The following is a 24,691-nucleotide window of genomic DNA, read 5'->3' as shown; positions in this document are numbered from 1 at the left end:
GCGATGAGAGTGCTGTTCTGCTGCTATCCGGCGCACGGCCACCTGCTGCCGATGCTGCCGCTGGCCGACGCCGCGCGCACAGCCGGGCACGAGGTCGTGCTGGCGTCCGGCGCCGAACTGTCCGCCGACGCCGCTCGGCTCGGCCTGCCGTTCTGGCAGGTCGGCCCGAGCCGGGCCGAGACCGATGCTCGCCACCGCACGAGCAGCCCGCCGAACGAGACGCTCACGCAGCCGGAGCGGATCCGGCACAACATCAACGGCATCTTCGGCCCCTCGAACGAGCTCCGCGCGGTCGACCTGGTGCCGCGGGCGGTCGAGTGGAAGCCCGACCTGATCGTGTCCGCGTTCGCCGAGCTGACCGGCGCGGTCGCGGCAGCGCACACCGGCGCCCGGGTCGCGACGCACAGCCTGGGCCAGTTTCCGGCCGGGTTCCTCGCGCACTTCGAGCCGTCGATCGAGCAGCTCGGCCGGCAGTGGGACGTACCCGACCTGCTCGACCGTGTGCTGGACACGCCCTATCTCGACATCGTTCCGCCGGCGCTGCAGCCGGACGGGCCCGCCGACTTCCGGCGAGTACGACCGATCCGGCCGACCGCCGGCATCGCCCCTGCGGACGCGCGGCAGCCGTTCGATCTGGACGCGCTTCCGTACGAGGACGCCGTCTACGTAACGCTCGGCACGATCTTCAACGGTGAGCTCGACGTGTTCGAGGCGGTGCTGGGCGGCCTGCGCGAGCTTCCGGTGAACGTGTTCGTGACCGCCGGCCCCGGCGCCGACCCGACGGCGCTCGGACCGCAGCCGAAGCACGTGATCGTGACGGATTACGTACCGCAGGCGCTCCTGCTCCCGTACTGCCGCCTGGTGATCTCACACGGCGGTTCCGGCACCGTGCTCGGCACGCTGTGCCACGGCGTGCCGCAGCTGCTCGTGCCGCGCGGCGCGGACCAGTTCCTGAACGCGACCGCGGTCACCCGGGCGGGCGCCGGGCTGGCGCTGCCGCCGGACGTACTGACGAAGGCCGCGGTCGCGGAGGCCGCCGAACGTCTGCTGGCCGAGCCCACGTACGCCGAGGCCGCCGGCCGAATCCACGCCGAGATCGCGGCGATGCCGGCCGCGTCTCGCGTACTTGCCGGACTCCTGGACGGAAGTGATCGAGCCTGACTGCGCATACCGACGCCTCGGGCCGTACTCGAGACCCCTCGCCGCGACGTGCGATTGCGTCGTGAGTACGCCGCGTGGGTAGTCCGTTCGCTGAGTCGTCGTGCGCCGAAGTCTTGCGGGCAGCTCGGGGTCGGTCGGTCAGTCCGGGATCTTCTCAACGAGCAGCTGGTACGGCCGCGGCGGGCGGCCGACCTTGCTGGAGCGGGCCGGCGGCATCGGCCAGGCGAGGCCCTGGTCCACCAGCGACTGCAGCGTCCGCCGGGCGGTGCGCAGCGTCACGCCCAGGAGGTCGGCGACCTTCTCCGCGTCGACCACGCGTTCGGTGTCGTCTTCCTCGTCGAGCTTGGCGGCGAGGCGGGTGAGGATGTCGACCGCCTTCGCGTCCTTCGCGGCCGGGATCGGCTTGGCCGCGGTCTGCCGGTCGGCCGGCAGCTGGAGAACGGTGTCGCCCGGCGCCACCAGGAACGCCGTGTGCCCACCGGCCGCCGCGGCCCGGTCGACCGCCGAGCGGGCGTTCAGCTCGGCCTCCCGGGTCGAGCGGCCGAGACCGATGCCGACCTCCAGCTGCACGCCGAGCTCGGCGGAGATCCGCCCGAGGAACGGAGCCACCGTCAGGTCGTCGGTCACGGGGTTGAGCGAGCCCATCGTCGTCACGATGAGGTACGAGCGCTCGTCGCGCGGGAGCACCGCCGCGTCCATCGGGCGGGCGTCCCGCAGCAGCTCGCGGTTGAGCGACAGCTTCAGCTCCTGGTACCAGTAGTTGCTCGGGCTCGCGTGCTGCGCCACCCCGCTCGGCAGCTGCACCACCATCGTGACGATCCGCGACTCCTCGAGCTTCGCGCCGCTGCCCATCAGCGCCGCCGTGTGCAGGGCGTGCCGGAGGACGACCCGGGACGGCGTCATCTTCAGGTGCGGGATCTTCATCCGGGTGAGCGCCGCCGAGACCGTCGGGACCGTGGTCACCGCTCCGGTCGTCTCGCCCTGGAGGTAGAGATCGCGGTGGAAGTCGAGGAAGCCCTGAGCCGACTCCGGATGGAGATACTGCTGGACGTGTACGCCGCTCGGGTCCAGCCCGATCTCTTCGTACTCCACCTCGACGTCGTGCGGTGACACCGAGTCGACGCTGATCCGCAGTGGGTCGAAGCGCTCCTCCAGGGTTCCCCGCAGCAGCGTTCCGTAGAGCGACGAGCCACCCACCGGAACGTAGGTCGCCGGCACCGGGAAGTCGCCCTGACTGGTCGCGACGTCGTACGGAAACGGCCCGGCGAACAGGCAGACGTCGACCCGCGGAGCGACCTTGAGCGCCTGCGCATGGGCGTCGGCCTCGTTGACGTAGACGGCCGTGACCAGCCGCCAGGACGGACTGCCCGACTCACGCGCCACAGCCATGATCCGGTGGACCACTTCCTCGGCGCCGACGACACCGATCGTGACCTCTTCGTGCGGGCCGACCCCTGGCTGGCGCATCTCACCCTCTCCGTAGCGAGTAACGGACTGTTTACGGCTGGCCGTAATCGTAGCCACTCGTTGCCCGAAATAGTTTCGTTACGCCGAGCGCCTAGCTATATGTCCTGCGACTTCTCTAGACTCCAGGGGACTTCGGGTCAGGTCCGAAACTGGCCAGCCGGAGGAGTCATTCAACCTCCGGTAGGCCTTTATTCGAGTTTGAGACGTCCCTATTGTGGGACCACGCAACGTGAAGGAGGGCCGCAGTGATGCCGATGCCAGGGCAGAGTCCCAGCAATCGGGCTGTCAGCCGGCGTACGCTGCTGCGCCGCTCCGGCGCGCTGGCCGCCGGCGTGGCCGGCGCCGCCGCGACCGCCGGAACCGGCCTCGGGCCACTCGCGTCGCGGGCGTACGCGGACCCCCTCGATTTCACGTCTCGTGCCGTCTTCGACAGCTACGACCAGCAGTTCCACGCCGGCGGCTACACCGGCCAGCCCGACCAGACCAACGAGGCCGGCGCGCTCGCGTGGGGCCAGTCGTACGTGCTGATCGGCTTCATCCGGATGTACGACGCCTACCAGGACACCTACTACCTCGACCGGTTGATCCACAACGCCGATCTGGTGCTCGCCGGCCGCGACTCCGAGCGCGGCGTCACCGACTACAGAGGTCAGTCACTGCCGGCCTGGCGAGCCGCCAACCCCTACACCGTCGCTGCCGTGGAGCTCCCGGATGCCGACGGCCGCCCGGCGCTCGAGGTCCGCTGCGCCCGCTCGGGTGCTGAGGGCGCGACGGCCACGATCACCCACGAGGACGACGGCCGGTTCACGCTCGCCGTGACCCACCCGACCGGCGGCACCACGACGTACGAGCACCTCACGCTGGATCCGCAGAGCGCCGACCTGGCGTCCAAGCGGGTCTACGGCGCCTACTCCATGACCACCATGATCACCGCGCGGGAGCCGGGCGGCACCGGCACGTCCGCCCGCCCCGCCGCGGGTACGTACCGCCTGGTCGCCGAGCCGGTGATCTTCTCCGTGCACACCGGGATGATCACCTATCCGCTGGCCGCCTTCGCACGGACCGTGCTCAGCACCCCGAGCCTGCGCTCCAACCCGCGCTACCGCTCGAAGGCGGCGGAGTACGTCCAGGCGGTACGCGACGCGATCGCCGTGCACGACCACGAATGGGTGCAGAGCAACGGCATCGGCTACTTCCGCTGGCTGAAAGGCACGCCGCTGCCGTACGACGGCAACCCACTGCCGATCAACCAGACCACGGCGATCGGCCGGACGCTGGTCGAGCTCGCGGCGGCGACCGGCGAGCGGACCTACGCCGTACGCGCGGCAGCGATCGCCCGCATGTTCAAGGCGCAGATCAGCCGGGACGCCGGCGATGCGTCGATTTGGTACTACTGGCCCACCGACGCGCCGATTTGGAAGGGTTACGCCGCGACTGGAAACCCGGATACGGACGTGTCGCTCTACACGCCGACCTACCGGAACTCCTCAGGTGCCGGAGCCCAGCAGGTCGACGACTGCAGCCACGCCGCGATCAGTGTCGACTTCGCCGGGCTTGCCCGGCAGGCCGGCATTGTCTTCGGCGACACCGACCTCCGCGCGATCGGGCGGACGTTCGGCGACAACCTCGCCACCACCGGCGACGACGGCATCCCGACGGTCTTCACCCGGCTGGACGGCACGGGTGTTGCTCCGTCGGGCCAGTACCTCCAGGCCCCGCGCTGGATCCGCGCGGCCTGGTGGGACTCCAGGGTTCACGAACAGAGCAAGGCGATCTACCAGGCCCGGCAGCCCGCACCCGGGCTCGGTTCCGGCCTGTGCGGGATCGCGAGCCTGAACTGGTACGCGAGACAAGGTGGCCGCCCGCTCCCCAAGATCTGACCACGAGATTTCGGACGAGCACATTTACGGCCATCCCCAAGTCACTAATATGTGTTGATCAAACTGGCGCCGGCATCCGGGGGTTTGTTCGGTCGCTTGGAGCAGAGAGGTATGGGCAGTCAATGAACGAGACTGCGAAATCCACCGCCCAGGGACGATCCCTGCCCTACGGAGCCAGCCGGCGCGACTTCCTCCGCATCAGCGGCCTGATCGGGCTGGCTGCGGGCGGTGGCTGGTCGCTTTCGGGCTGTGGCATCTTCGGCGCGGAGGATCCGGAGGCGCAGACCGGCAGCAGCAAGGGCGGCAGCAAGACGCTGCGGATCAGCTACGTCCCCGTCGAGGTGCTCGACCCGCAGGTCATCACCAACGGCATGTGGATCCTGACCCGCGGGATCCTGGAGGGCCTGGTCGCCCAGAACGAGAAGGGTGACGGCGTCATCCCGGCCGTCGCCGAGAGCTGGAAGGTCTCCGACGACCGGCTCACCTACACCTTCACGCTGCGCTCGAACGCCAAGTGGTCCAACGGCGATCCGGTGAAGGCGAGCGACTTCGAGCGCACGTACAAGCGCCTGCTGACCCCGGGCGACACGACCGGCGCCGGCGGCACCACGCTCGGCGCCAACTCCTACCAGGCCGCGACCGGCATCAAGGGCGCGACCGAGCACCTGGCCGGAGCGCTGAAGGACTGGTCGCAGGTCGGTGTGAAGGCCGGCAGCGACACCGAGCTCACGATCACGCTCGCCAACCCCAACCCGGATCTCCTGCTGGCGTTGACGCATCCGGCGTTGCTGCCGCTGCACATGGACTCCGTGGAGGGCAAGCCGGACAGCTGGCAGGAGCCGCCCAACTTCATCTCCAACGGCTCGTACGCCGTCAAGAAGTGGGTCAAGAACTCCAGCATCGACCTGGTGCCGAACGAGAAGTACTGGGACCGCAAGAACGTCTCGCTCGACGCCATCAGGGTCTTCCTGGTCGAGCCGACGACCACCGGCACGGCGACGGTTCCGTACGAGAACAACGAGACCGACCTGGTGCAGATCGCCGACGCCGACGTGCTGCGGTTCCAGAAGGACCCGGAGCTGAAGACGCACCTCAAGTCGGTGTCGACCTACAGCATCGCCTACCTCGCGAGGCTTCGCAGCGAGCACCCCGCACTGGAAGACGTCCGGGTACGCAAGGCGCTCTCGCTCGCCCTCGGCCGCGACACCCTGGCCAGCGTCGTTCCCGGCGCCGAGCCCGGCGTCTCGCTGGTCACCAAGCGCACCAAGGGCTGGGACGAGAGCATCGCGATCAAGGAGAACGTCGAGGAGGCCAAGCAGTTGCTGGCCGACGCGGGCTATCCCGGCGGCAAGGGCCTGCCGGAGATCCGCATCCTCGCCGGCGTGACGAGCACGCTGATCGACGCGATCGCCGACACCTGGCAGAAGAACCTCGGCATCAAGGTGCGCCCCGACATCGTCGAGGCAGGCGTCTACGTCGAGCGGCGCTGGCAGCTGCAGAAGGGCAACTACATCGGCTTCTACTTCGGCACGTTCGCCGGCCTGCCCACCTGGCCGACGATGGTCGGGTCGCTCTGGTCGCCGCTCGACATCCAGAAGTTCAGCCTGCCGGGCAAGAAGTGGGGCGAGTACTCCAAGCTCGAGGCCGACAAGAAGGCCGACCCCAAGCAGTTGGTCGACCTGCTCGAGAAGAACCAGTCGCCCGGTGCGAAGCAGCTCGGTGAGCTGGTCACCAAGGCGTTCTCGGAGCCCGACGACCAGAAGCGGCTGGACCTGTTCAAGCAGGCTGCGAAGATCCGGGAGGACGAGTTCCTGTTCATCCCGGTTCTGTGGCTGAGCGTCTTCCTCGCCGCGCGCCCGACCATCAAGAACCTGCAACTGCGTCCGTACCCCGACTACTTCTACTTCAAGCCGCTGCAGCTCGGCGGCAAGTAGGAGGGGAGGCAGACCGTGGATTACGCCCTCTACCTGGGCAAGCGAGTCGTACGGCTCGTGCTGTCGTTGATCGCGGTGTCGATCATCGCGTTCACCATGCTGCAGCTGGCACCCGGCAACTTCGCCGACATCCAGCGAGTTGCCAGCGGCGCGACGAACATCGGTGGCACGGGCACGGAGCAGACGGTCGCGGAGTTTCAGTCGCGGTACGGCGAGGACGTCCCGGTCTGGATGCAGTACCTGAAGTTCATGAAGGGCGCGGTCACGTGGGACTTCGGACCGTCCTACAAGTACGCCACGCTCGACGTGCAGGACATCATCGCGCAGGCGTTCCCGGTGTCGGCGACGCTGGCCGTGCTGGCGGTGATCCTCGCGTTGCTGATCGCGGTTCCGATCGGGGTGTTCGCGTCGCTGCGGCAGGGCTCCGCTGCCGACAGCGGCGCGATGTTCCTTGTGACGTTGGGACACGCACTGCCGAGCTACCTGACCGCGACCTTCCTGATCCTGTTGTTCACGGCGACACTGCACGTGTTGCCGTCCAGCGGCTGGGACGGGCCGGCGAACCTCCTGATGCCGGTGCTCGCGCTGGCGCTCGGTCCGACGGCCGTGCTGGCGAGGTACGTCCGTTCCAGCATGCTGGAGACGTTGCGTGAGGAGTTCGTGACGGCCGCGCTGGCCAAGGGTGGGCCGTACCGCACGGTTGTGGTGCGGCACGCGCTGCGGAACTCCCTTATCCCGTTGGTGACTGTCGTGGGCCCGTTGCTGGCGGCGTTGATGACCGGCACGGTGTTCGTCGAGTCGCTGTTCCGGATCCCGGGGCTCGGGCTCTACTTCACCACGGCGGCGGCGAGCCGTGACATGCCGCTGCTGATGGGCACGACGTTGTTCTTCGCGCTGATCCTGATGGTGGTCAACCTGATCGTCGACCTCATCTACGGCGTACTCGATCCGCGGATTCGCAACGACTCCGCGCGTGGCAAGGGAGGAGGGCGCAGGCGATGGCGACAGCCGAAGGCCTTGCCGAGGCCGGCGTAACTTCCACCACCGTCGAGGCACGTGGCCCGTGGGCGCACGCCTGGGCTCGATTCCGGCGTAACCGGCTCGCGTTCGGCAGCCTGATCTTCTGTGGCCTGCTGATCGTGGTCGCGCTGGCGGCGCCGCTGATCGCGCCGTACCACTACTCCGAGACCGATCTGGCGAACACGTGGGCGAGCCCGGGCACGGGCGGGCACCTGTTCGGCAGTGACGGCCTCGGCCGCGACGTCTTCAGCCGGACGATCTACGGCCTGCGGACGGCACTGACCGTGGCGTTCGGTGCGGAGCTGACCGCTCTCGTACTCGCGTTGGCGATCGGTCTGGCCGCCGGCTATCTCGGCGGGCGGGTCGAGCAGTTGCTGATGTCGTTCACCGACGTGATGTACGCCTTCCCCAGTTACCTCTTCGCCGTGGTGATGGTGACGGTGCTGGGCCGGTCGGTCTTCGCGCTGATCATCGCGATCGGCATCGCGTCGTGGGTGACCCAGGCGCGGTTGGTGCGTGCGCAGGTGATGTCCATCAAGGAGAGGGAGTACGTCGAGGCAGGGCGTTCGATGGGTGCGGGGGGCATCACGATCGCCGTGAAGTACATCCTGCCGAACGCGATCGGCCCGATCCTGGTGACGACGAGCTTCGCGATCCCGGCGGCGATCGGCGCCGAAGCGGGCCTGGCGTTGCTGGGTCTCGGCGTCGAGCCGCCCACGCCCTCCTGGGGCGCGATGATCAGCGAGGGCACGCGGACGCTGCAGACGTTCCCGCACCTGCTGATCTTCCCGGCGTTGCTGTTCGCACTTGCTCTGCTGGCGTTCACCTGGGTCGGCGACGGTCTGCGGGACGCGTTCGACGCGAGTGGGGAGCAGCGATGAACGACTCGTTGCTCACTGTCGAAGGGCTGCGCACGCAGTTCCGGCGCGACGGCGAGATCTTGACGGCCGTCGATGGCGTCAGCTTCGACGTGGCGAAGGGGCAGGCACTCGCGATCGTCGGCGAGAGCGGCAGCGGCAAGAGCGTGACGGTGCGATCGTTGCTCCGCCTGCTGCCACGGACGGCACGGATCGTCGATGGCACCACGTCGTTCGGCGGCAGGGATCTGCTGAAGCTCAGCCAGCGTGAGCTGCGTCGCGTGCGCGGCAAGGACATCGGCATGGTGTTCCAGAACGCCATGGAGGCGATGAACCCGACGATGACCGTCGAGCGGCAGCTGACCGAACACCTGCTGTGGCACGGGATCTGCGGCAAGGCGGAGGCGCGCTCACGGGCGGCGCAGGCGCTGGGCGATGTGGGGATTCCGGAGCCGGAACGCCGCCTTCGGATGTACCCGTTCCAGCTGTCCGGCGGTATGCGGCAGCGCGCGATGATTGCGATGGCGATGATCACGCGTCCGGCGCTACTGATCGCGGACGAGCCGACGACCGCGGTCGACGTGACGATCCAGCGGCAGCTGCTGGATCTGCTGGCGGGCTTGAAGGAACAGGGCACCGGCATCATCATGATCACGCACGACCTCGGTGTCGCCCGGTACTTCTGCGACGACGTTCTGGTGATGTACGCCGGGCAGGTGATGGAACGCGCTTCGACGCTCGAGCTGCTCGACAAGCCGCGGCACCCTTATTCGGTTGGGCTGCTGGGCTCGAGCATCGAGGTGGGCGGCCGGGAGCGGCCGCTCGTACCCATCCCAGGAAGCCCGCCCGACCTGGCGCGGCGGCCGGCGGGCTGTCCGTTCCAGCCGCGGTGCGCGCATGCCGAGGAGACGCGGTGCAGTGCCCCGCAGGAGCTGGAGCTCGTGGACGGGGAGCACGTGGCGGCGTGCTGGAAGGCGGTGGCCGGTGTCTGAACGAGTGGGGTCTGCCCATGCGGCCGAGGACCGGGCAAGCACAGTGTTGATTCGCGCGGAGAACGTGACGAAGGTGTTCTCCAGCCGGGCGGGCGATGTCGTCGCGGTCGACGACGTGTCGTTGTCGGTGCACCGCGGCGAGACCGTCGGTGTCGTTGGCGAAAGTGGCAGCGGCAAGTCGACGTTGGCGCGGCTTCTGATGGGACTGCAGCCGTGCACGTCCGGGCGGATTCTCTTCGGTGAGCAGGACCTGGCCGACTTGCCGGCAAGGGAGTTGCGGGCCTTGCGGGGGAAGATGCAGATGGTCTTCCAGAACCCCTACGGCTCGCTGCTGCCGCACTACACCGCGGTGGCCAACGTGATGGAGCCGTTGCGCCTGCATCGCGTTGGTGACAAGGCGTCCCGGCGCTCGCGGGCGTTGGAGCTGTTGTCGCTCGTCGGGGTCAACCCGCGGTTCGCCGAGCTGCATCCGCGGCAGTTCTCCGGTGGGCAGCAGCAGCGGATCGCGATCGCGCGGGCGCTCGCGTTGTCGCCTGACCTGCTGGTGTGCGACGAGCCGACGTCGTCGCTGGACGTGTCGATTCAGGCGCAGATCCTTGCTCTGCTGGAGGATCTGCGGCGGCAGCTGGGGTTGGCGTGCGTGTTCATCTCGCACAACCTGGCTGTGGTCGAACGGCTGGCGGACCGGGTGGCGGTGATGCGGATGGGCGTACTGGTCGAGGAGGCGCCGACCGAGGAGCTGTTCGCGTCGCCTCGCGAGGAGTACACCCGGCAGCTGCTCGCGGCGATCCTGCCGGTGCGAGGGCCGGCCGCCTAGCTTTCGCCTTCCCTGCTACGGGATGAGGCGGCGGCGCCGGGTCAGGCGTTCGCCGGCTGTGCGGGAGGTCCTGATGGTCTCCCGCACAGTCAGGACCTGGCGGGGTGAGTACCAGCACTGGGACGGTTTCTGGAGTGCGTAGCCGCTGCCCAGCGTGACGGCGGCGTGGGTGACCCGGCCGTCATGGTCGCGCCAGACGAGGACGGTGCCGGGCTGGTCGTCGTTGCCGCCGGGTTCGGTGCGGGTGGCGAGGAACTCCTCGAACGGCTCGCACACGACCCATTCGTACTCCGCGCCGGACACACCGGACGCGGCCATGACCTGTCCGGCATGCCCTCGGCGATCCACGGGATGAGCACGTTCCGTTCGCGGCCGGCCAACAGGGACGGCCACCAGACGAACCGGTGGCCGTCGGCCTGTTGTGCGGCCTCGGGGATGCGGTACTTCCAGGAACGTACCGACGGCACCTCGCCGCGCTTGTGATCGTGCTGGGCGCGGACCAGTTTCGCCCGGGTCTCGCGTGGCAGGGCATCGAAGGCCGGCTCGGTGAGCCAGGCGATGCGCAGGTCGCGGTCGATGTTCCAGATCGCGTACGTGTCGCGAACGCTCATCTCGAGCTGGACGTCGGCGAGCCGCTCGGACCTTTTGAGCTCCGGTAGCTCGCCGTCGGCGAGGAAGAACGGCTGGCGGTCAGGGGCGAGCCACGTGGACCACTGGTGGACGAGGTCTGCTGGCGCGTCGATGCCGAGGATGCGCACGGTGCTGAGTCTTGCCGGTGCTGGTGGGATGGGGCAACGTATGTGGCCGGGCGAGGGCTTTGCAAGACTTGGCCGCTGTGAGCACTGAACGCCCTGACCCCCCGTTGATCGCCGGCGAGCGTGAGATGCTGCGCGCCTTCCTCGACTTCCACCGCGGCACCCTCGCCATGAAATGCGACGGCCTGACCGACGACCAGCTGCGGATGCAGTCGAGCCCACCGTCAACGCTGTCGCTGCTCGGCTTGGTCCGGCACCTGGCCGAGGTGGAACGCACCTGGTTCCGCAAGGTGATCAACGGCGAGGACCTGCCGAACGTGTGGTCGGACGCCAACGACTACCAGACGGCGTACGACGCCTCGTCGTCGACGCGGGCCGAGGCTTTCGCGGCGTGGGAGGCGGAGGTCGCGCATTCGCGGCGGATCGAGCTCGCGGCTGAGTCGTTGGACGTCGTGAGGCACAACGCACGGTGGGGTGAGGATGTGTCGCTGCGGCTGGTGATGCTTCATCTCATCCACGAGTACGCGCGGCATGCTGGGCATGCTGACTTCCTGCGGGAGGCTATTGATGGGATGACTGGCGTGTAGGTCTGCCCTTTGGTTGCGGTCTTTGTAGGTTGCGGTGTGTCCTGTGGTTGCTGAGTGGTTGGCGTTGGTTCTTGGCTGCGGGTTCGCTGTGGCTTGGGGTTAACGAAATTTGATGGTTGCGGTAGGTGCCCCTTGAGCAGGCCTACCGGGCCATGTTCTTTGGCTGCGGGTTTCGCTGTAGTTAACCTTCTGTGATTGAGGTTCAAGAATTTTTCCTCTGCCACTGTTCTGACTCTTTTTTGCTTTTAGGCAGCGTGCGGTATTTCGTGGAGGTGGTTGCGTTGCGGTGTTTGGGTTGGGTCGAGGTATGGGGGTGGGAGGAACTCTGGTCGGCCGTGGACACCTGGCCGGACCACCCATTGGCTGTTGTGGATGGTGGTGTGGTGGTGGCGGCATAGCAGTACCCCGTTGTCGAGGCTGGTGATGCCGCCGGTCCACCAGGGTTTGATGTGGTGGGCGTCGCACCAGGCGGCGGGGATGTCGCAGGCGGGGAAGGCGCAGCCGGCGTCGCGGAGGTCGAGGGCTTTGCGGAGTTTGCCTTCGAAGCAGCGTTTGGCCCGGCCGACGTCCAGCGGGATGCTGTGGGTGTTGAGGATCGCGGGGATGATGCCGGCGTCGCAGGCCAGGAGGCGGGCGCGGGCAGCGGTGATGGTTTCGCCGGTGGGCAGGAACGCCGCACCCAGACCCTTCATGAGGTCGTCCAGGCGCATGGTGAGCATGAGTTGGGTGGGTTCGCCACCATGCTTGGGGATGGTGCCTGACTGCAGTGACCGACGGGCCAGCTCGACCAGCGCGTCGGCCATTCGCTGACCATAGGAACGGCGCGCGCCGTTCTGGCCGGTCTCGGAACCATCGGCCTCACCTGCGGTGGGTTTGGCCAGCGGTTCCAGTGCGGTGCGCACGACGCGGGCGGAGGCGGCGTCCAGGCGGCCGCCGAAGTGGACGATGCCGTCATGGCTGTCCTTGAACCACAGCACCCGCTCCCGGGCGGCTTCCCGCTCCTCCCGCTCCAACTGTTTGGCCAGCTCGCGGTCGGCTGCGTCGGGGTCGACACGGCCGAGGATGCGTTGCCCGAACCGGGCGACCTTGTCCGGGTCATACCCGCCCGCATCCTCTAGCAGCGCCGCCTGCGCCAGCCCACGAGTCTCGACGGTGGCGTCGTCGGGAAGCTTGTTGACCGCGTGGGTAATCCGCCGGGCATGCTCGGCACCGATCACCCCATCAGCCAGCGCCTGAGCAACAGGTTCGAATGCGGGGTCCCGCAATGCTTCGGCGGTCTCGAGAAGGTCTTTGGCATGCCGGGGCGACAGCCGCAACCGCTGCACCAGCACCTCTTTCGCCGACCGGGCACCAGTCTCTTTCCGCCCGACCCCGCGAGAGGCACCTTCACCAACCAGTGCGACCAGAACGGCTTCGCTCATCCGCACGACAGCCATGGCGTCTTCTTGTAGCGCACGCAGCTGGTCGTCGGGCAGGGTGAACAGGGAACCCTCGGCCGCGTCGGCCAGTGCCTCACGCGCCCGCGTGAGACTGTCTTGAATGAGGGTTCCGCTCATATGTTCGATAATACCCGCAAATTCGGCAAATGGGGTGGGGGAGCAGAGTCGAAATTCTTGAACCTCAATCACAGAAGGTTAACTACAGCGAATCCGCAGCCAAAGAACGTGGCGCGGTAGGCCTGCTCAAGGGGCACCTACCGCAACCATCAAACAATCGTTAACGCCAGATACGGCGAACCCGAGTGGCCGGAGTCACAGCATCGCGCCATCGTTCACGATGTATAGTTCGTTCAGTACGGACTGAACGAAGTGATCGATGGAGGCGCCGGCACCGGTGGCAGAGCTGAAGCCCGACGAACGTGAGTTCGTCGACCGGATGGGCTTGTGGATGGAGAAGTTCGGCGGTCCGCGGATGAGCGGCCTGATCTACGGCTGGCTGCTGATCTGCGACCCGCCCCAGCAGTCCCTCACCGAGATCGCGACCACGCTGGGCGTCTCAAAGGCCTCGGTCTCCACGGTGATCCGGCCGCTCCAGGAGTCCGGCATGGTGGAGCGCGTCCCCGTCGCCAACCGGCAGCATCACTACCGCCTGTCGCCCGGAGGTTTCGCCCACATCATGCGCACGCAGCTCGCCTACGTGCAGGCCAGCACCGAGACCATCGACTTCGGGCTTGCGGTGGTGGGCGACGATCCGAAACGGAGCGAGCGCCTGCGGGACGTCCGCGAGTTCTTCCGATTCATGGAGGCCGAGACCGAGGGGTTCCTGGAGCGCTGGGCGGCCTTCCGCCAGCACAAACCCGGCAAGAGGAGCCGAGCATGAAAACCGACAAGGTCGACTTCACCGACATCAAGTGGGGCTCGGTGCAGTGGACGATGCTGGTCACGCTGTACCTGCGGGCGTACGAAAGCCGCAACCAGCCCAGCATCATCGGCGACCGCGCCGCTGCCGAGGCAGTCGACCGGATCGAGTACGACTTCGACCGGATGAAGCGGGCGGCCCGCCCGGCCAGCACGCAGTACACCGTCGCGCTGCGGGCCAAGCAGTTCGACGAGTGGACGGTCGACTTCCTCCAGCGCCACCCGGACGCAGTCGTCCTGCACCTCGGTTGTGGCCTGGACAGCCGCGCGTTCCGGCTCGACCTCCGGGCCGGTGTCACGTGGTACGACGTCGACGTGCCGCAGGTGATCGAGCTGCGCCGGAGGATCTACGAGGAGACCGATCAGTACCGCATGATCGGTTCTTCGGTGACGGAAGCAGAGTGGCTTGCGAAGATACCGGCCGGCCGGCCTTTACTCATGGTCGCGGAAGGGCTGCTGATGTATCTGAAGCCCGAGCCGGTACGCCAGTTGCTCCAGCGGCTGACCGACAAGTTCCCCTCGGGCGAGCTGCTCTTCGACGTCGGGCCGGTGTGGGGCGCTCGCCTGTCGAAGATGCAGGACTGGGGTGTGGGTGACGTGCACGAGATCGAGCGGTGGAACCCACGGCTGCGTCTGCAGGCGAACATCTCGGTCGTCGACGGCTACGATCGCATCCCGGACCCGCGTTACCGCCGGTTCTTCCGCATCCTCAGGCACGTTCCGGGCGTGCGGAGCTACGTGCGGGAGCTCAGGTTCACGTTTTAAGGCTTTGCCCACCGCGTCCGGTCCGGGGCATACTCGCCGGGTGGCCGAGAACACTCATGTGGACGGGCGTGCCGGAATCGACGCGGCGCTGGTGCAACGACTCCTTGCGGCGCAGTTCCCGCAGTGGAGCGAGCTTCCGGTGACGCCGGTCGAGGTTGACGGCTGGGACAACCGGACGTACCGCCTCGGCGACGACATGACCGTGCGCCTCCCCACTGCGGAGGGCTACACGCCCGCGGTCGAGAAGGAGAATCGCTGGCTGCCGGTGCTCGCGCCGCACCTGCCGGTTCCGATCCCTGTGCCGCTCGGAATCGGCAAGCCCGCCGAGGGATATCCGTACCCATGGTCGATCCGGCGCTGGCTGCACGGTGAGACCGCGGACCCGCAGGGGATCGACGACCTGCCCACGTTCGCGATCGACGTCGCGAACTTTCTGCTTGCCCTGCAGGCGATCGACGCCACCGGCGGGCCGGCGGCGGGCGCGCACAGCTTCTTCCGCGGCGACTCGCTGACGCATTACGACGCCGAGACGCGCGCGTGCCTGGCCAAGCTCGAGGGCCACATCGACACCGCCAAGGCCGGCGCGGTCTGGGAGGCCGCACTCGCCGCGCGCTTCGACGGCCCGCCGGTGTGGTTCCACGGCGACATCGCCCACGGCAACCTGCTGGTCGAAAACGGCCGGCTGGTCGCGGTCATCGACTTCGGTACGTCCGGCGTCGGCGATCCGTCCTGCGACCTGGTGATCGCGTGGACGATGTTCTCCGGCGACAGCCGCGAGGCGTTCCGCAAGACCGTCGCCCGGGACGACGGCACCTGGGCGCGCGCCCGCGGCTGGGCGATCTGGAAGGCCATGCTGGTGATGTCCGGCAACCTCGACGGCGACCAGCGGCAGGTCGCGCTCAACCGGCACGTGATCAACGAGGTCATCGCCGACCACGACCTGCTGGGCTAACGTTTGGCCGTGTGCGGAACGAACCGGCCGACCACGCCGACCACGCCGACCACGCCGGCCTGCTGAACGCGGCCCGCGCCGGCGACGAGTCGGCGTTCGAGCGGCTTGTCGCGCCGTTGCGGGACGAGCTGCACGCGCACTGTTATCGCATGCTCGGCTCGGTTCACGACGCCGACGACGCCGTGCAGGAGACCCTCGTACGCGCCTGGCAGGCACTCTCGCGGTTCGACGATCGCGGGTCGTTGCGCCCGTGGCTGTACAAGATCGCGACGAATCGTTCGCTGACGTTGATCGAACGCCGTGGTCAGCGGGGCCGCCGGGAGCTTCCGACCGACTTCCGTCCTGGCACGCCGTCGGTGGCGGAGACCGCGTGGGTCGAGCCGTATCCGGACTCGCGGCTCGGCTGGACCGCCGCGCTCGATCCGGCGGACCGGTTGGTCGCGCTGGAGAGTGTGGAGCTGGCCTTCGTCGCCTCGTTGCAGCATCTGTCGGCGTCGCAGCGGGCGGTGCTGCTGCTGCGCGACGTACTCGGGTACGCCGCGCGCGAGGTCGCCGACCTGCTGGAGACCAGCGTCGCCGCTGTCAACAGTGCGTTGCAACGGGCGCGGAAGGAGCTCGGCGCGCTGCTGCCCGACACCACCCAGCAGGCGACGCTCGCCGCGCTCGACGACGCGTCCCAACGTGATGTGGTCCGGCGCTACGTCGCCGCGTGGGAGGCCGGCGACGTCGAGGCGATCGTGGCGATGCTCACCGACGACGCGAAGTACTCCATGCCGCCGCTGTTCGAGTGGTACGCCGGGCGCGACGACGTTCGCGCGTTCCTGCTCGAAGGGCCGGCCCGCGAGCAATGGCGGTTCCTGCCGGTGCCGGCGAACGGGCAGCTCGCGTTCGGCACCTACATGTGGGACGGCGAGTTGGGTGCGTACCTGCCCGCCGGGCTCGACCTGATCGCGTTGCGCGGTCCGCTCATCGCCGAGGTCGTGTCGTTCCTGGAGGCCGACTTCAGGCTGTTCGGGCTGCCCGCCGCCCTGCCGCGATGAGTTTCGGCCGTGCGCCGGGTTGTAGGGGTATGACGAACAACGTGAACGCGAACGAGGCCGAGATCCGCGAGCTGATCTCGCGTTGGGTGGTCGCCGTGCACAACGGCGACCTGGACGGCGTGCTGGCCGACCATGCCGGCGACATCGTGATGTACGACGTGCCGCCGCCGTACGAAGGCGTGCGTGGGCTGGCGGCGTACCGCGAGACCTGGCCGGGGTTCTTCGAGTGGCAGGCGTCCGGCGCGTCGTTCGAGCTGGAGTCGCTCGACGTCGTGACCGGCGAGGAGGTGGCCTTCGCGTACGCGCTGCTGCGGTGCGGCACGGCCGAGGACTTCGCGGCCGATCCCGCGAACCGGCTGCGGTTGACGCTGGGGCTGCGCAGGTCCTCGGCCGGCCGGTGGGTCGTGGTGCACGAGCACCACTCGTTCCCGTCCGTGAGCGCTTCCGACGCCGACGACGGCGGGGTGCGTGCGCTGCTGTCGCGGTGGTCGGAGCAGACGCGGACGAAGGACCTGGACGGCATGATGACCGGTATCGCGGAGGACGTGGTGTCGTACGAGATGGAGACGCCGCTGCAGTATGCCGGCATCGACTCCGTGCGTGAGGTGTGCTCGCGCGGCCTGAAGGCGACCGAGGAGGAGGTCGACTTCACCGTTCCGGAGCCGCGGATCCTCGTCCGGGAGGACCTGGCGGTCGAGTGGGGCCTGGACCGGATCCAGGCAGGGGTCTTGGCTGGTGTGGTGTGGTCGCGCGGAACCCGGGTGTTCCAGCGGCGGGCCGGAGAGTGGGTGATGGTGCACCAGCACCTCTCCTACCCGAGGGACCCGTCGACCGGTCAGGCGCGTACCGACCTGGAGCCGTGAGCTCCGCCGGCATCAGGTGGCCGATCGGATCTCCACCAGGACGCCGATCTTGTCGATCCGGTGCTCCGGGTTGTCGTACTGGTCGCTCCAGTAGTTCCCGGCCGCCCGGTCCTCTGGCGTCGCGCAGGTGGAAAGGGTGATCACCGACTGCGTGGGGCGGCGGCCGGGGTGACCGGGCACGGCCGCGGCTTGTTCGGCCAGCGAGCGCGCCGAGCGGAACGAGGTCTGGCGGGTCGCGGTCGCCTCGTAGACGTAGACCAGTCCGTGCGCGCCGACCTCGATCCGTTCGCCGGTACGAAGGGCCGGCAGCGAGCGGAACGCCTTCGTCGACGACGTGCGGTGCGCCGTGACGATCAGGTTCCCGATCTCACCGAGCCGCTCGCCGCCGCGCGGTCCGAACGGGCTGGCGGCGACACCGCCGTCCTGGATGTGGGTCCCCGGTCCGTCGTCGGGTCGGCCGGCGTACGCGACGACTTCGAGGGAGCGGATGCCGATCGCGGGGACGGTGAGGGTGAACCGCTTCACCGGCGCTCGCCGGACGGCCGGACGCTGGTACGTCCCCTGGCGCCGGCGCTGGCCCGGCCAGCCCACGAGCTCCGGCGCCGGTTCGGGGGCGGCGGCAGCTGTCGACGGGGATGTGGACGGAGCACGGGCGGTGGTCGGCGCCGGCTCGGGCGAGGCTGCCGTACACCCGGACAGCGCGATGACCAGCGCGGGCAGGGCGCCGGCCAGCCGGCCGCGGATCGTGGTCATGAGCACCTCGTTCACCATGCTCGCACGCCTGTCCTCGCCGGCGGTGCGTCGCCGAACTTCCTGGTCGCTGTTCCTAGCCGGCCGTGGGCTGGACTTCGCGCGTCCGGGCGCCGCGCAGTGCCGGGCTGAGTACTGTCGGCAGCGTCGCGCAGGCGCAGACCACGGCCGCTGCCAGCATGGCCTGCGCGGGCCCGATCCGGGAGGCGACCGCGCCCAGCCAGGCGTTGCCGGCGAACATCGCGAGCATCTGGGCCACGATCAGCACGGACTGGAAGCGCGCCAGCATGCCGTCCGGCGTCCGCAGCAGGAACAGCGGGAACAGGTGGCTGGTGAACAGCACCGCGCCCACGCCCATCAGCACGGCGCCCGCGAACGCCACCGCCGGAACCGGCGCCACGGCACCGACCACGATGCCCGCACCGGCGAGCAGCGGGCCGGCCAGGAGCGCGCCGACGGCCCGCTCGCGTACACCGATCCTCGCCACCGTCAGCGAGACGCACAGCGCGCCGACGATCCAGAACGCCTCCATCAGGCCCGCGTCGGAGGCGGCCCAGCCGCGGTGGCGGGCCAGCAGGGGTACGCAGAGGCTGAGCATCGGAATGATGCTGCCGGCGACGATGCCGACGGCGGTGAGCATGGGGAGGATGCCGGGTACGCCTCGGACAGCTCGGAGGCCCGCGCGGAGCTCGCCGGCGGCAGAGCCGGTCCGTTCGTTCGGCGGGCGCGCGGGTTCGTACGGCGGGCGGATGGCGAGCAGGACCCCGAGAACTGCCACGAAACTCACCAGGTCGACCACGATCGCGCCGTTCATCGAGATCGCGACCACCAGCAAGGCACCGAGCGGCGGGCCCGCGATCCGCGCGACCTCCATGGCCGAGCCGGTGAGCGACATCGCGCGCGGCACCGTCTCCGCGGGGAAGAACAGCCTCGGGAACGCGTTGTTCGCCGGACGGTGGAAGGAGTTGACGACGCCTTCGAGGAACGCCAGCGCGGCGAGCAGTAGGCCGGTCACCGCGACGAACTGGGTGACGACCAGGTAGGCCGCGAGCAGCGCGCACGTCGCGAGGTCGCAGCCGATGATCGTCCGGCGCAGGCCCCAGCGATCGGCGGCCGTACCGCCGGCGAGGGTGAGCAGGAGCCTGGGGAGCAGGCCCGCGGTCAGGACGAGCGTCGCGGTCTCGGCGCCGAGACCTGTGGCGGTCCAGGTGAGCGCGAAGAACAGGATTCCGTCGCCGACCGACGAGACCGTTGCGGCGGCGAGCCAGGCGAGGTAGCCGGCTTGCAGCAGCGGGCGGCTGGTGGCGGCTCTGGCGGGCTTGGTGTCGGTCATGCCTGCGGCCGGCTGGGCATGAGCAGGACGCGCAGGCGGCTCTGCTCGACGGGGACGAGCTGGACGGGACGGTCCTGCGCCGCGTAGACGAGCGACACCGTGTCGCCGACCATCGTGTCGAGGGCTTGGCGGAGCACGTTGGCGGGAAACCAGAGCGTGGTGGGCGTACCGGAAGTGATGGCCTGGAGGCCCGTACTCTCGCTCTCGCCGAGCCTGGCGACCCCGGCGCGTTCCTTCCCGACCGCGAGGCGAACCGGCCGGTCGTCGTCGCCGGGGAGCAAGGCGGCGAGTGCTCCGCGGTCGAACGTAAGCCTGCCCGTGCGTTCCTCCTGCCTGGGGACGATCAGGCGATAGGCGGGGAACCTGTCGTCGGCGGTCTCGACCGGCGCGGTCTCGCTGTCGTCGGAGATCGTGGCTCCCTTCGCGCCGAGGCCGAGGGTGACCTCGTCGCCGTGGTCCAGGCGGTCGGTGAGCGCGTCCAGGGCGGACCGCGAGACGAAGATCCTTCGTTCGGTGGCTTGGCTTTCGGCGACGGGGATGCTCCAGTACGCCAGCCAGTACCTGTCGGTGGCGACGGCGGTGATCGCGCCCTTGGCGACCTCGAGCAGGACACCGTTCAGGGGCGTTTCGTTTTCTGAGGCAGCGCGCGAGACCTTCCTGAGGGCGGCGGCGAGCTCCGGCCCGTTCGTCGTGACGGCGACATCGGGCGCCGTCGTGGGGGCCTGGAGCACCGCCAGGATCTCGTCGACGGTGGCGTACGCCTGCCGGGCGTTGCGCGCGGCGCGTTCGGCGAACTCGCCGAGGATATGCGCGGCCCGTTCCGGGGTGCCGGCCAGCACCTCCCGCATCGCCTCCACCGGCACGCCGATGTCCCGCATCCGCCGGATCATCCCGGCACGGCGTACGAGCTCGGGCGTGTAGTAGCGATAGCCCGTCCGCGCGTCCACCTCGGCGGGCGCCAGCAGCCCGGCCTCGTCGTAATAGCGCAGCGTGCTCGGCGCCAGCTCAACCGCCCGCGCGAACGCGCTGATCGTCAACAACGGCTCACTCGTCACGCGAGCGAGTATCAACCTTCAGCCCACTTGAAGGTCAAGCTGCCGTTTTTCTCGGGCGCGGCTATGGGCCGATCCGCGTCAACGCGAGGAGCCACCTTGGGATGACGGGCCACGAACCGGACGCCAAGGAGGAGAGCGACATCAGGCTGGGCGGGTGCCGAGCCAGGCGTGGTGGAGCAGTTGCTCGAGGTCGGCGGCCGTCGGGTGGCGAGGGTTGGGGTATTCGCCTTCCGTGGCCAGCTGGGCGGCTGCTGGAACGTCGGCTTCGGAGAGGCCGAGATCGCGCAGTGACGTTGGCGCGCCCAGCGAGCTGGTCAGGTCGTAGACGCCTGCAGCGGCCGACGATGCGCCGAGCGCAAGCGCGATCTCGCGCATCGGCTCCGGGACGGCCGGAGCGTTGTAGGCGATCACGTGTGGCAGGACGACAGTGTGGGTTTCCGCATGAGGCAGGCCGAACGAGCCGCCCAGGACGTGGCAGAGCTTGTGGTGCAGGCCCATCCGCACCGCGCCCAGGCAGGCGCCTGCGTCCCGGGCGGCGGAGAGGAGAGCGGTGCGCGCGGCCACATCGCGGGGGTTGGAGGCCACCACGGGCAGCGCCCGGGCGATCGCCGCAATGGCGGTACGGGCCGGCCGGCTCGTCCGATCGGTCGTATCGGGTGCGTACAAGGCCTCGACCGCGTGGGCCAAAGCATTGCCGGCGCTCACGACGGACAAGGCCACCGGAAGCCCGAGCGTCAGATCCACGTCGTACACAACGGTTCGAGGCAGTACAACGTCGGAACGCAACGTGGACTTGACGCCGTTCGAGGTCTGGCCGAGGATCGGCGTCAGCTCGGAGCCGGCGTACGTTGTCGGTACGACGATCTGAGGCAGCTCCGTGCGCAGCGCCAGTGCCTTGCTCAGCCCGATCGTGGAGCCGCCGCCGACCGCGAGCAGGCAGTCGGCGGCGTTGGCGTGCAGCAGGTCCAGCGCCCGCGCGGTCACCTCCACCGGCGTGTGCATCGCCGCGTCCCCGAACGAGGCCACCGCGTATGGGCCGAGGAGCTCGCGGACCCGCTCCGCCGCGCCCAGCAGCGCCGGCCCGGACAGGACGAGTACGCGCGCGCGGCCCACGCGTTCCACCTCCGCCCGCAGTGACGAAAGGGTGCCGGAGCCGAAGATCATCCGCGGCGACGAGCTCACTCGCCGCCCTTCGAAAGCCAGGCCGCCGCGGCCTGCACGCCGTCGATCGTGACCTGGTGGCCGCCGTCGTGGCGGTGGGTTTCGACGTCGGCGTCGCGCTCACGCAGCGCCGCGATCAGCTTGTCCGTCGACGAGATCGGCGCCATCGGATCGCGTGTGCCGTTCGACAGGAAGATCCGGTCCCGGCTCAGGTCGACCGGCGGGATCTCCGGCAGCGGCAGCATCGACGCGAACAGCGCGCCCTCGCGCAGCGCGTCCGGCCTCAGCAGCAAGGTCGCGGCCGCGATGTTCGCGCCGTTGGAGAAGCCGACCGCGACCATCCGCCGTTCGCTCAGGCCGTATTCCTCGCCGGCCTCCAGTACGAAGTCGGCCAACTGGTGCGTCCGCGCGATCACGTCGTCGAAGTCGAAAACGCCTTCCGCCAAACGGCGAAACCAGCGCGCCATGCCGTTCTCCGACACCGGCCCGGCCGGCGCGAGGACGGCGCTTCCCGGGCTGAGGTACTGCACCAGCGGCACCAGATCATCCGGTGTGCCGCCGGTGCCGTGCAGCAGTAACAGCACCGGCAGGTCCGGGTCGCCGGGAGTGAACCGATGCTCGAGCCCCAACGTGCCGGTCATACGGCCGGCCCGCCGACGCCTGGGTTGTTCTCGTCCGGCAGCCGCAGCTTCGGCAGCGTCGCCTCGATCTGCTCGCGGCTCGGCTCCAGCCAGGGCGGCAGCTTCAGGTGGCAGCCGAGTTCGAGCAGCGGCTCGTCGATGTTGAAGCCGGGGTTGTCGGTCGCGATCTCCAGCAGCGTGCCGCCGGGCTCGCGGAAGTAGATCGAACGGAAGTACTGCCGGTCGAGGATGTCGGTGACCCGGACGCCGCGGCTCACCAGCTCCTCGCGCCAGGCGACCTGCGTAGCTTCGTCGGGCACGCGCCAGGCGACGTGGTGGACCGTGCCGCCGGCGACGAGCCCGCGCGGGGCCTTCGGCGTCACGAGTACGTCGACCAGCGAGCCCGGGCCGCCCTCGCCGGCGGCGAAGCGGATCCGGTTCTCCTCCTGGGAGTCGAAGTGCAGGCCGAGGTCGTCGGTCAGCAGCCCGGCGGTCGCGCCCTCCTGGTCGACCGACAGCGTGACGGAGTGCAGGCCGCGGATCGCGTGCTCGGCGGGGACGGAGCCGTTGTCCCACGGGTCGCGCGGGTCGCCTTGCGGGTGGGCGATCAGCGCGATCGCCAGACCGTCGGGGTCGCGGAAGCTCAGCGCCTCTTCCTGGTCGCGCGTCTGCACGCGGCTGGCCTGGATGCCGAGCTTGCCGAGGTGGTCCTTCCACCAGCCGAGCGACTTCTCCGGAACGGAGAACGAGGTCTGCGTCGCCTGGCCGTTGCCGCGCCGGCCCGGCGGGACGTCGCGCCAGGGGAAGAACGTCAGCAACGTACCGGGGCGGCCGGAGTCGTCGCCGTAATAGAGGTGATAGGTGCCGGGGTCGTCGAAGTTGACGGTCGTCTTGACCAGGCGCAGCCCCAGCGTGCGGAGGTAGAAGTCGACGTTCTGCTGCGGGTTGCCGCCGATCGCGGTGACGTGGTGCAGCCCACTGGTCGCGATGGTCATCGGGTGCCTCCTCAGGCCGTCTGTGGAAACTCTAAGCGAGGAAATATCTTCCGCGCAAGATATATTCCAGCAAGAGTCTTCCTCGTAAGAGTCAGGCGCGCTAAGGTCGTCCCTGTGAGGGATGACGATGTGGTGACGCTCTGGGGCCTCGTGATCGAAGGCTTCGTCGCGACGCAGAACGGCCTGCTCAAGGAGATCGAAGAGCGGTGCGGCCTGCTCCCGGCGCACTTCGACGTCGTACTCCGGCTCCTCCGTTCGCCCGAAGGGGCGTTGCCCATGCGCCGGCTGGCTCACGAAGCGGCGCTGACCAGCGGTGGGTTCACCAAGGTGGCCGACCGGATGGAGGACATCGGCCTGATCCGGCGCGTACCGTCCGAACTGGACCGGAGGGTGACGAACATCCAGCTGACCAGCCAAGGCGTCGAGTCGGCCGAACTGGCGCGCCGGATCACCGCGGACTACCTGCGGCGGAACGTTCTGGCCCCGCTCGGTGTTGAGACCGCTGAGGCCTTGGGCGAGTCGATGCGTGCCCTGCGCGCCGCGAACGCGGAGCCGTCACCGAACGGTAAGGCAGCCGAGCCGGTCGGATCCCCAACCCTCACCTAGCGTTTGAAGACGTGCGAACGATCCGGGAGAAGATCAAGATGTTCCGTTCGAAGCTGAGCATGCCGTCGGCCGAGCAGGCACTGGCGGGCCGCGCGTCGCGACCGTTCTCGATCGGGACGGTGCATGCGACGCTGGGCACGCCGCTCGAGGGGCCGGTGCCGGAAGGGCTCGAGGTCGCGGTGTTCGGGCTGGGCTGCTTCTGGGGCGCCGAGCGCGCGTTCTGGCAGACGTCCGGCGTCTGGTCCACCGCGGTGGGCTACGCGGGCGGGCACACGCCGAACCCGACGTACGAAGAGGTCTGCACCGGTCAAACCGGACACACCGAGGCCGTCCGCGTCGTCTTCGACCCGTCGAAGGTGACGTACGAACAACTGCTGAAGGTCTTCTGGGAATCCCACGACCCGACACAGGGCTACCGCCAGGGCAACGACATCGGCACCCAGTACCGCTCCGCGATCTACACCACGAGCGCCACACAGGCCGAGGCCGCCACCCAGTCGAAGGCAACCTACGGCGCGACGCTGAAGGAAGCCGGCTACGGCGAGATCTCGACGGAGATCGCACCGCTGGGCGAGTTCTACTACGCAGAGGATTATCACCAGCAGTACCTAGCTCGACGCGTACATGGGTACTCGTGCGAAACCTCCACAGGGGTGCCCTATCCGGGCTAGGTCGTTCCGGCGGTAGTCGCTCGGAGCGTTCCGCCTAGCTCCGAGAGGCACCA

General features: G+C 68.9%; 25 protein-coding genes. 16 read left to right on the top strand and 9 right to left on the bottom strand.

The window, feature by feature from the left end; all coding sequences use genetic code 11:
• Nucleotides 1-3 precede the first annotated feature (3 nt).
• Nucleotides 4-1,161 (top strand): glycosyltransferase, encoded by a 1,158-nt coding sequence (locus ACYVF6_RS27485; RefSeq protein WP_460525453.1) that lies wholly within the window; start codon nucleotides 4-6, stop codon nucleotides 1,159-1,161.
• 138 nt (nucleotides 1,162-1,299) lie between these two features.
• Here the strand turns inward: ACYVF6_RS27485 and ACYVF6_RS27480 are convergent, their stop codons facing one another.
• Nucleotides 1,300-2,628 (bottom strand): hypothetical protein, encoded by a 1,329-nt coding sequence (locus tag ACYVF6_RS27480; RefSeq protein ID WP_460525452.1) that lies wholly within the window; start codon nucleotides 2,626-2,628, stop codon nucleotides 1,300-1,302.
• Nucleotides 2,629-2,876: 248 nt separating this feature from the next.
• Here ACYVF6_RS27480 and ACYVF6_RS27475 point away from each other — a divergent pair, with 248 nt between their 5' ends.
• From ACYVF6_RS27475 to ACYVF6_RS27450, 6 genes are all read left to right on the top strand, one after another.
• The gene (locus ACYVF6_RS27475) at nucleotides 2,877-4,508 is read left to right on the top strand and encodes a hypothetical protein (RefSeq protein WP_460525451.1); all 1,632 of its coding nucleotides are present in this window, start codon (nucleotides 2,877-2,879) and stop codon (nucleotides 4,506-4,508) included.
• Nucleotides 4,509-4,630: 122 nt separating this feature from the next.
• Nucleotides 4,631-6,442, top strand: a complete 1,812-nt coding sequence (locus tag ACYVF6_RS27470; RefSeq protein WP_460525450.1) for a peptide ABC transporter substrate-binding protein — start codon at nucleotides 4,631-4,633, stop codon at nucleotides 6,440-6,442.
• A gap of 15 nt (nucleotides 6,443-6,457) precedes the next feature.
• Nucleotides 6,458-7,477, top strand: coding sequence for an ABC transporter permease (locus ACYVF6_RS27465; RefSeq protein ID WP_460525449.1), 1,020 nt, complete (start codon nucleotides 6,458-6,460; stop codon nucleotides 7,475-7,477).
• The gene (locus tag ACYVF6_RS27460; protein ID WP_460525448.1) at nucleotides 7,441-8,343 is read left to right on the top strand and encodes an ABC transporter permease; all 903 of its coding nucleotides are present in this window, start codon (nucleotides 7,441-7,443) and stop codon (nucleotides 8,341-8,343) included. The genes ACYVF6_RS27465 and ACYVF6_RS27460 overlap by 37 nt, the downstream gene beginning before the upstream one ends.
• Nucleotides 8,340-9,311 (top strand): ABC transporter ATP-binding protein, encoded by a 972-nt coding sequence (locus ACYVF6_RS27455; protein ID WP_460525447.1) that lies wholly within the window; start codon nucleotides 8,340-8,342, stop codon nucleotides 9,309-9,311. Before ACYVF6_RS27460 ends, ACYVF6_RS27455 begins: the two co-directional genes overlap by 4 nt.
• On the top strand, nucleotides 9,304-10,128 hold the full coding sequence (locus tag ACYVF6_RS27450; RefSeq protein WP_460525446.1) for an ABC transporter ATP-binding protein: 825 nt from the start codon (nucleotides 9,304-9,306) through the stop codon (nucleotides 10,126-10,128). The genes ACYVF6_RS27455 and ACYVF6_RS27450 overlap by 8 nt, the downstream gene beginning before the upstream one ends.
• Nucleotides 10,129-10,143: 15 nt before the next feature.
• On the opposite strand, the gene ACYVF6_RS27445 is transcribed toward ACYVF6_RS27450, so the two are convergent.
• On the bottom strand, nucleotides 10,144-10,476 hold the full coding sequence (locus tag ACYVF6_RS27445; protein WP_460525445.1) for a hypothetical protein: 333 nt from the start codon (nucleotides 10,474-10,476) through the stop codon (nucleotides 10,144-10,146).
• A gap of 56 nt (nucleotides 10,477-10,532) precedes the next feature.
• Between ACYVF6_RS27445 and ACYVF6_RS27440 the strand changes: the two genes are divergently transcribed.
• Nucleotides 10,533-10,787, top strand: a complete 255-nt coding sequence (locus ACYVF6_RS27440) for a hypothetical protein (protein ID WP_460525444.1) — start codon at nucleotides 10,533-10,535, stop codon at nucleotides 10,785-10,787.
• Between the two features lie 176 nt (nucleotides 10,788-10,963).
• A complete protein-coding gene (locus ACYVF6_RS27435) occupies nucleotides 10,964-11,470 on the top strand; it encodes a DinB family protein (protein ID WP_460525443.1) in 507 nt (168 codons plus the stop codon).
• A 245-nt stretch (nucleotides 11,471-11,715) separates the two neighbouring features.
• On the opposite strand, the gene ACYVF6_RS27430 is transcribed toward ACYVF6_RS27435, so the two are convergent.
• Complete coding sequence (locus tag ACYVF6_RS27430) at nucleotides 11,716-13,026, bottom strand: HNH endonuclease signature motif containing protein (RefSeq protein WP_460525442.1); 1,311 nt, start codon at nucleotides 13,024-13,026, stop codon at nucleotides 11,716-11,718.
• A 277-nt stretch (nucleotides 13,027-13,303) separates the two neighbouring features.
• On the opposite strand from ACYVF6_RS27430, the gene ACYVF6_RS27425 reads away from it, so the two are divergent.
• From ACYVF6_RS27425 to ACYVF6_RS27405, 5 genes are read left to right on the top strand one after another with little or no spacing between them, the layout of a single operon-like run.
• Nucleotides 13,304-13,789 (top strand): GbsR/MarR family transcriptional regulator, encoded by a 486-nt coding sequence (locus tag ACYVF6_RS27425; RefSeq protein WP_460525441.1) that lies wholly within the window; start codon nucleotides 13,304-13,306, stop codon nucleotides 13,787-13,789.
• Nucleotides 13,786-14,592 (top strand): class I SAM-dependent methyltransferase, encoded by an 807-nt coding sequence (locus ACYVF6_RS27420; RefSeq protein ID WP_460525440.1) that lies wholly within the window; start codon nucleotides 13,786-13,788, stop codon nucleotides 14,590-14,592. Before ACYVF6_RS27425 ends, ACYVF6_RS27420 begins: the two co-directional genes overlap by 4 nt.
• A gap of 40 nt (nucleotides 14,593-14,632) precedes the next feature.
• The gene (locus ACYVF6_RS27415) at nucleotides 14,633-15,544 is read left to right on the top strand and encodes an aminoglycoside phosphotransferase family protein (RefSeq protein ID WP_460525439.1); all 912 of its coding nucleotides are present in this window, start codon (nucleotides 14,633-14,635) and stop codon (nucleotides 15,542-15,544) included.
• Nucleotides 15,545-15,555: 11 nt separating this feature from the next.
• A complete protein-coding gene (locus tag ACYVF6_RS27410; protein WP_460525438.1) occupies nucleotides 15,556-16,584 on the top strand; it encodes a sigma-70 family RNA polymerase sigma factor in 1,029 nt (342 codons plus the stop codon).
• Nucleotides 16,585-16,613: 29 nt separating this feature from the next.
• Entirely contained in the window at nucleotides 16,614-17,447 is an 834-nt protein-coding gene (locus tag ACYVF6_RS27405) for a YybH family protein (RefSeq protein ID WP_460525437.1), read from the top strand.
• 12 nt (nucleotides 17,448-17,459) lie between these two features.
• Here the strand turns inward: ACYVF6_RS27405 and ACYVF6_RS27400 are convergent, their stop codons facing one another.
• The 6 genes from ACYVF6_RS27400 to ACYVF6_RS27375 all read right to left on the bottom strand — a co-directional run bounded on the left by ACYVF6_RS27400 (nucleotide 17,460) and on the right by ACYVF6_RS27375 (nucleotide 23,361).
• Entirely contained in the window at nucleotides 17,460-18,200 is a 741-nt protein-coding gene (locus ACYVF6_RS27400; protein WP_460525436.1) for a sortase domain-containing protein, read from the bottom strand.
• Nucleotides 18,201-18,273: 73 nt separating this feature from the next.
• The gene (locus ACYVF6_RS27395) at nucleotides 18,274-19,530 is read right to left on the bottom strand and encodes an MFS transporter (protein WP_460525435.1); all 1,257 of its coding nucleotides are present in this window, start codon (nucleotides 19,528-19,530) and stop codon (nucleotides 18,274-18,276) included.
• Nucleotides 19,527-20,585, bottom strand: a complete 1,059-nt coding sequence (locus ACYVF6_RS27390; RefSeq protein WP_460525434.1) for a DNA polymerase III subunit beta family protein — start codon at nucleotides 20,583-20,585, stop codon at nucleotides 19,527-19,529. The genes ACYVF6_RS27395 and ACYVF6_RS27390 overlap by 4 nt, the downstream gene beginning before the upstream one ends.
• Before the next feature lie 141 nt (nucleotides 20,586-20,726).
• On the bottom strand, nucleotides 20,727-21,767 hold the full coding sequence (locus ACYVF6_RS27385) for a maleylacetate reductase (protein ID WP_460525433.1): 1,041 nt from the start codon (nucleotides 21,765-21,767) through the stop codon (nucleotides 20,727-20,729).
• The gene (locus ACYVF6_RS27380) at nucleotides 21,764-22,387 is read right to left on the bottom strand and encodes an alpha/beta hydrolase (protein WP_460525432.1); all 624 of its coding nucleotides are present in this window, start codon (nucleotides 22,385-22,387) and stop codon (nucleotides 21,764-21,766) included. Before ACYVF6_RS27380 ends, ACYVF6_RS27385 begins: the two co-directional genes overlap by 4 nt.
• A complete protein-coding gene (locus ACYVF6_RS27375; protein ID WP_460525430.1) occupies nucleotides 22,384-23,361 on the bottom strand; it encodes a ring-cleaving dioxygenase in 978 nt (325 codons plus the stop codon). The genes ACYVF6_RS27380 and ACYVF6_RS27375 overlap by 4 nt, the downstream gene beginning before the upstream one ends.
• Nucleotides 23,362-23,475: 114 nt before the next feature.
• Here ACYVF6_RS27375 and ACYVF6_RS27370 point away from each other — a divergent pair, with 114 nt between their 5' ends.
• Nucleotides 23,476-23,967 (top strand): MarR family winged helix-turn-helix transcriptional regulator, encoded by a 492-nt coding sequence (locus tag ACYVF6_RS27370; protein WP_460525429.1) that lies wholly within the window; start codon nucleotides 23,476-23,478, stop codon nucleotides 23,965-23,967.
• A gap of 11 nt (nucleotides 23,968-23,978) precedes the next feature.
• A complete protein-coding gene (gene msrA / locus ACYVF6_RS27365) occupies nucleotides 23,979-24,638 on the top strand; it encodes a peptide-methionine (S)-S-oxide reductase (RefSeq protein ID WP_460525428.1) in 660 nt (219 codons plus the stop codon).
• Nucleotides 24,639-24,691 lie beyond the last annotated feature (53 nt).

This window comes from Flindersiella endophytica, from assembly GCF_054779015.1.
This window is presented reverse-complemented; position numbering and strand designations above follow the sequence as displayed.

What these genes read in the sequence shown, in the direction of transcription:
- ACYVF6_RS27485 (WP_460525453.1), top strand. Translation starts at nt 4, where the DNA reads ATGAGAGTGCTGTTCTGCTGCTATCCGGCGCACGGCCACCTGCTGCCG.
- ACYVF6_RS27480 (WP_460525452.1), bottom strand. Translation starts at nt 2,628, where the DNA reads ATGCGCCAGCCAGGGGTCGGCCCGCACGAAGAGGTCACGATCGGTGTC.
- ACYVF6_RS27475 (WP_460525451.1), top strand. Translation starts at nt 2,877, where the DNA reads ATGCCGATGCCAGGGCAGAGTCCCAGCAATCGGGCTGTCAGCCGGCGT.
- ACYVF6_RS27470 (WP_460525450.1), top strand. Translation starts at nt 4,631, where the DNA reads ATGAACGAGACTGCGAAATCCACCGCCCAGGGACGATCCCTGCCCTAC.
- ACYVF6_RS27460 (WP_460525448.1), top strand. Translation starts at nt 7,441, where the DNA reads ATGGCGACAGCCGAAGGCCTTGCCGAGGCCGGCGTAACTTCCACCACC.
- ACYVF6_RS27455 (WP_460525447.1), top strand. Translation starts at nt 8,340, where the DNA reads ATGAACGACTCGTTGCTCACTGTCGAAGGGCTGCGCACGCAGTTCCGG.
- ACYVF6_RS27430 (WP_460525442.1), bottom strand. Translation starts at nt 13,026, where the DNA reads ATGAGCGGAACCCTCATTCAAGACAGTCTCACGCGGGCGCGTGAGGCA.
- ACYVF6_RS27420 (WP_460525440.1), top strand. Translation starts at nt 13,786, where the DNA reads ATGAAAACCGACAAGGTCGACTTCACCGACATCAAGTGGGGCTCGGTG.
- ACYVF6_RS27405 (WP_460525437.1), top strand. Translation starts at nt 16,614, where the DNA reads ATGACGAACAACGTGAACGCGAACGAGGCCGAGATCCGCGAGCTGATC.
- ACYVF6_RS27400 (WP_460525436.1), bottom strand. Translation starts at nt 18,200, where the DNA reads ATGACCACGATCCGCGGCCGGCTGGCCGGCGCCCTGCCCGCGCTGGTC.
- ACYVF6_RS27395 (WP_460525435.1), bottom strand. Translation starts at nt 19,530, where the DNA reads ATGACCGACACCAAGCCCGCCAGAGCCGCCACCAGCCGCCCGCTGCTG.
- ACYVF6_RS27380 (WP_460525432.1), bottom strand. Translation starts at nt 22,387, where the DNA reads ATGACCGGCACGTTGGGGCTCGAGCATCGGTTCACTCCCGGCGACCCG.
- ACYVF6_RS27375 (WP_460525430.1), bottom strand. Translation starts at nt 23,361, where the DNA reads ATGACCATCGCGACCAGTGGGCTGCACCACGTCACCGCGATCGGCGGC.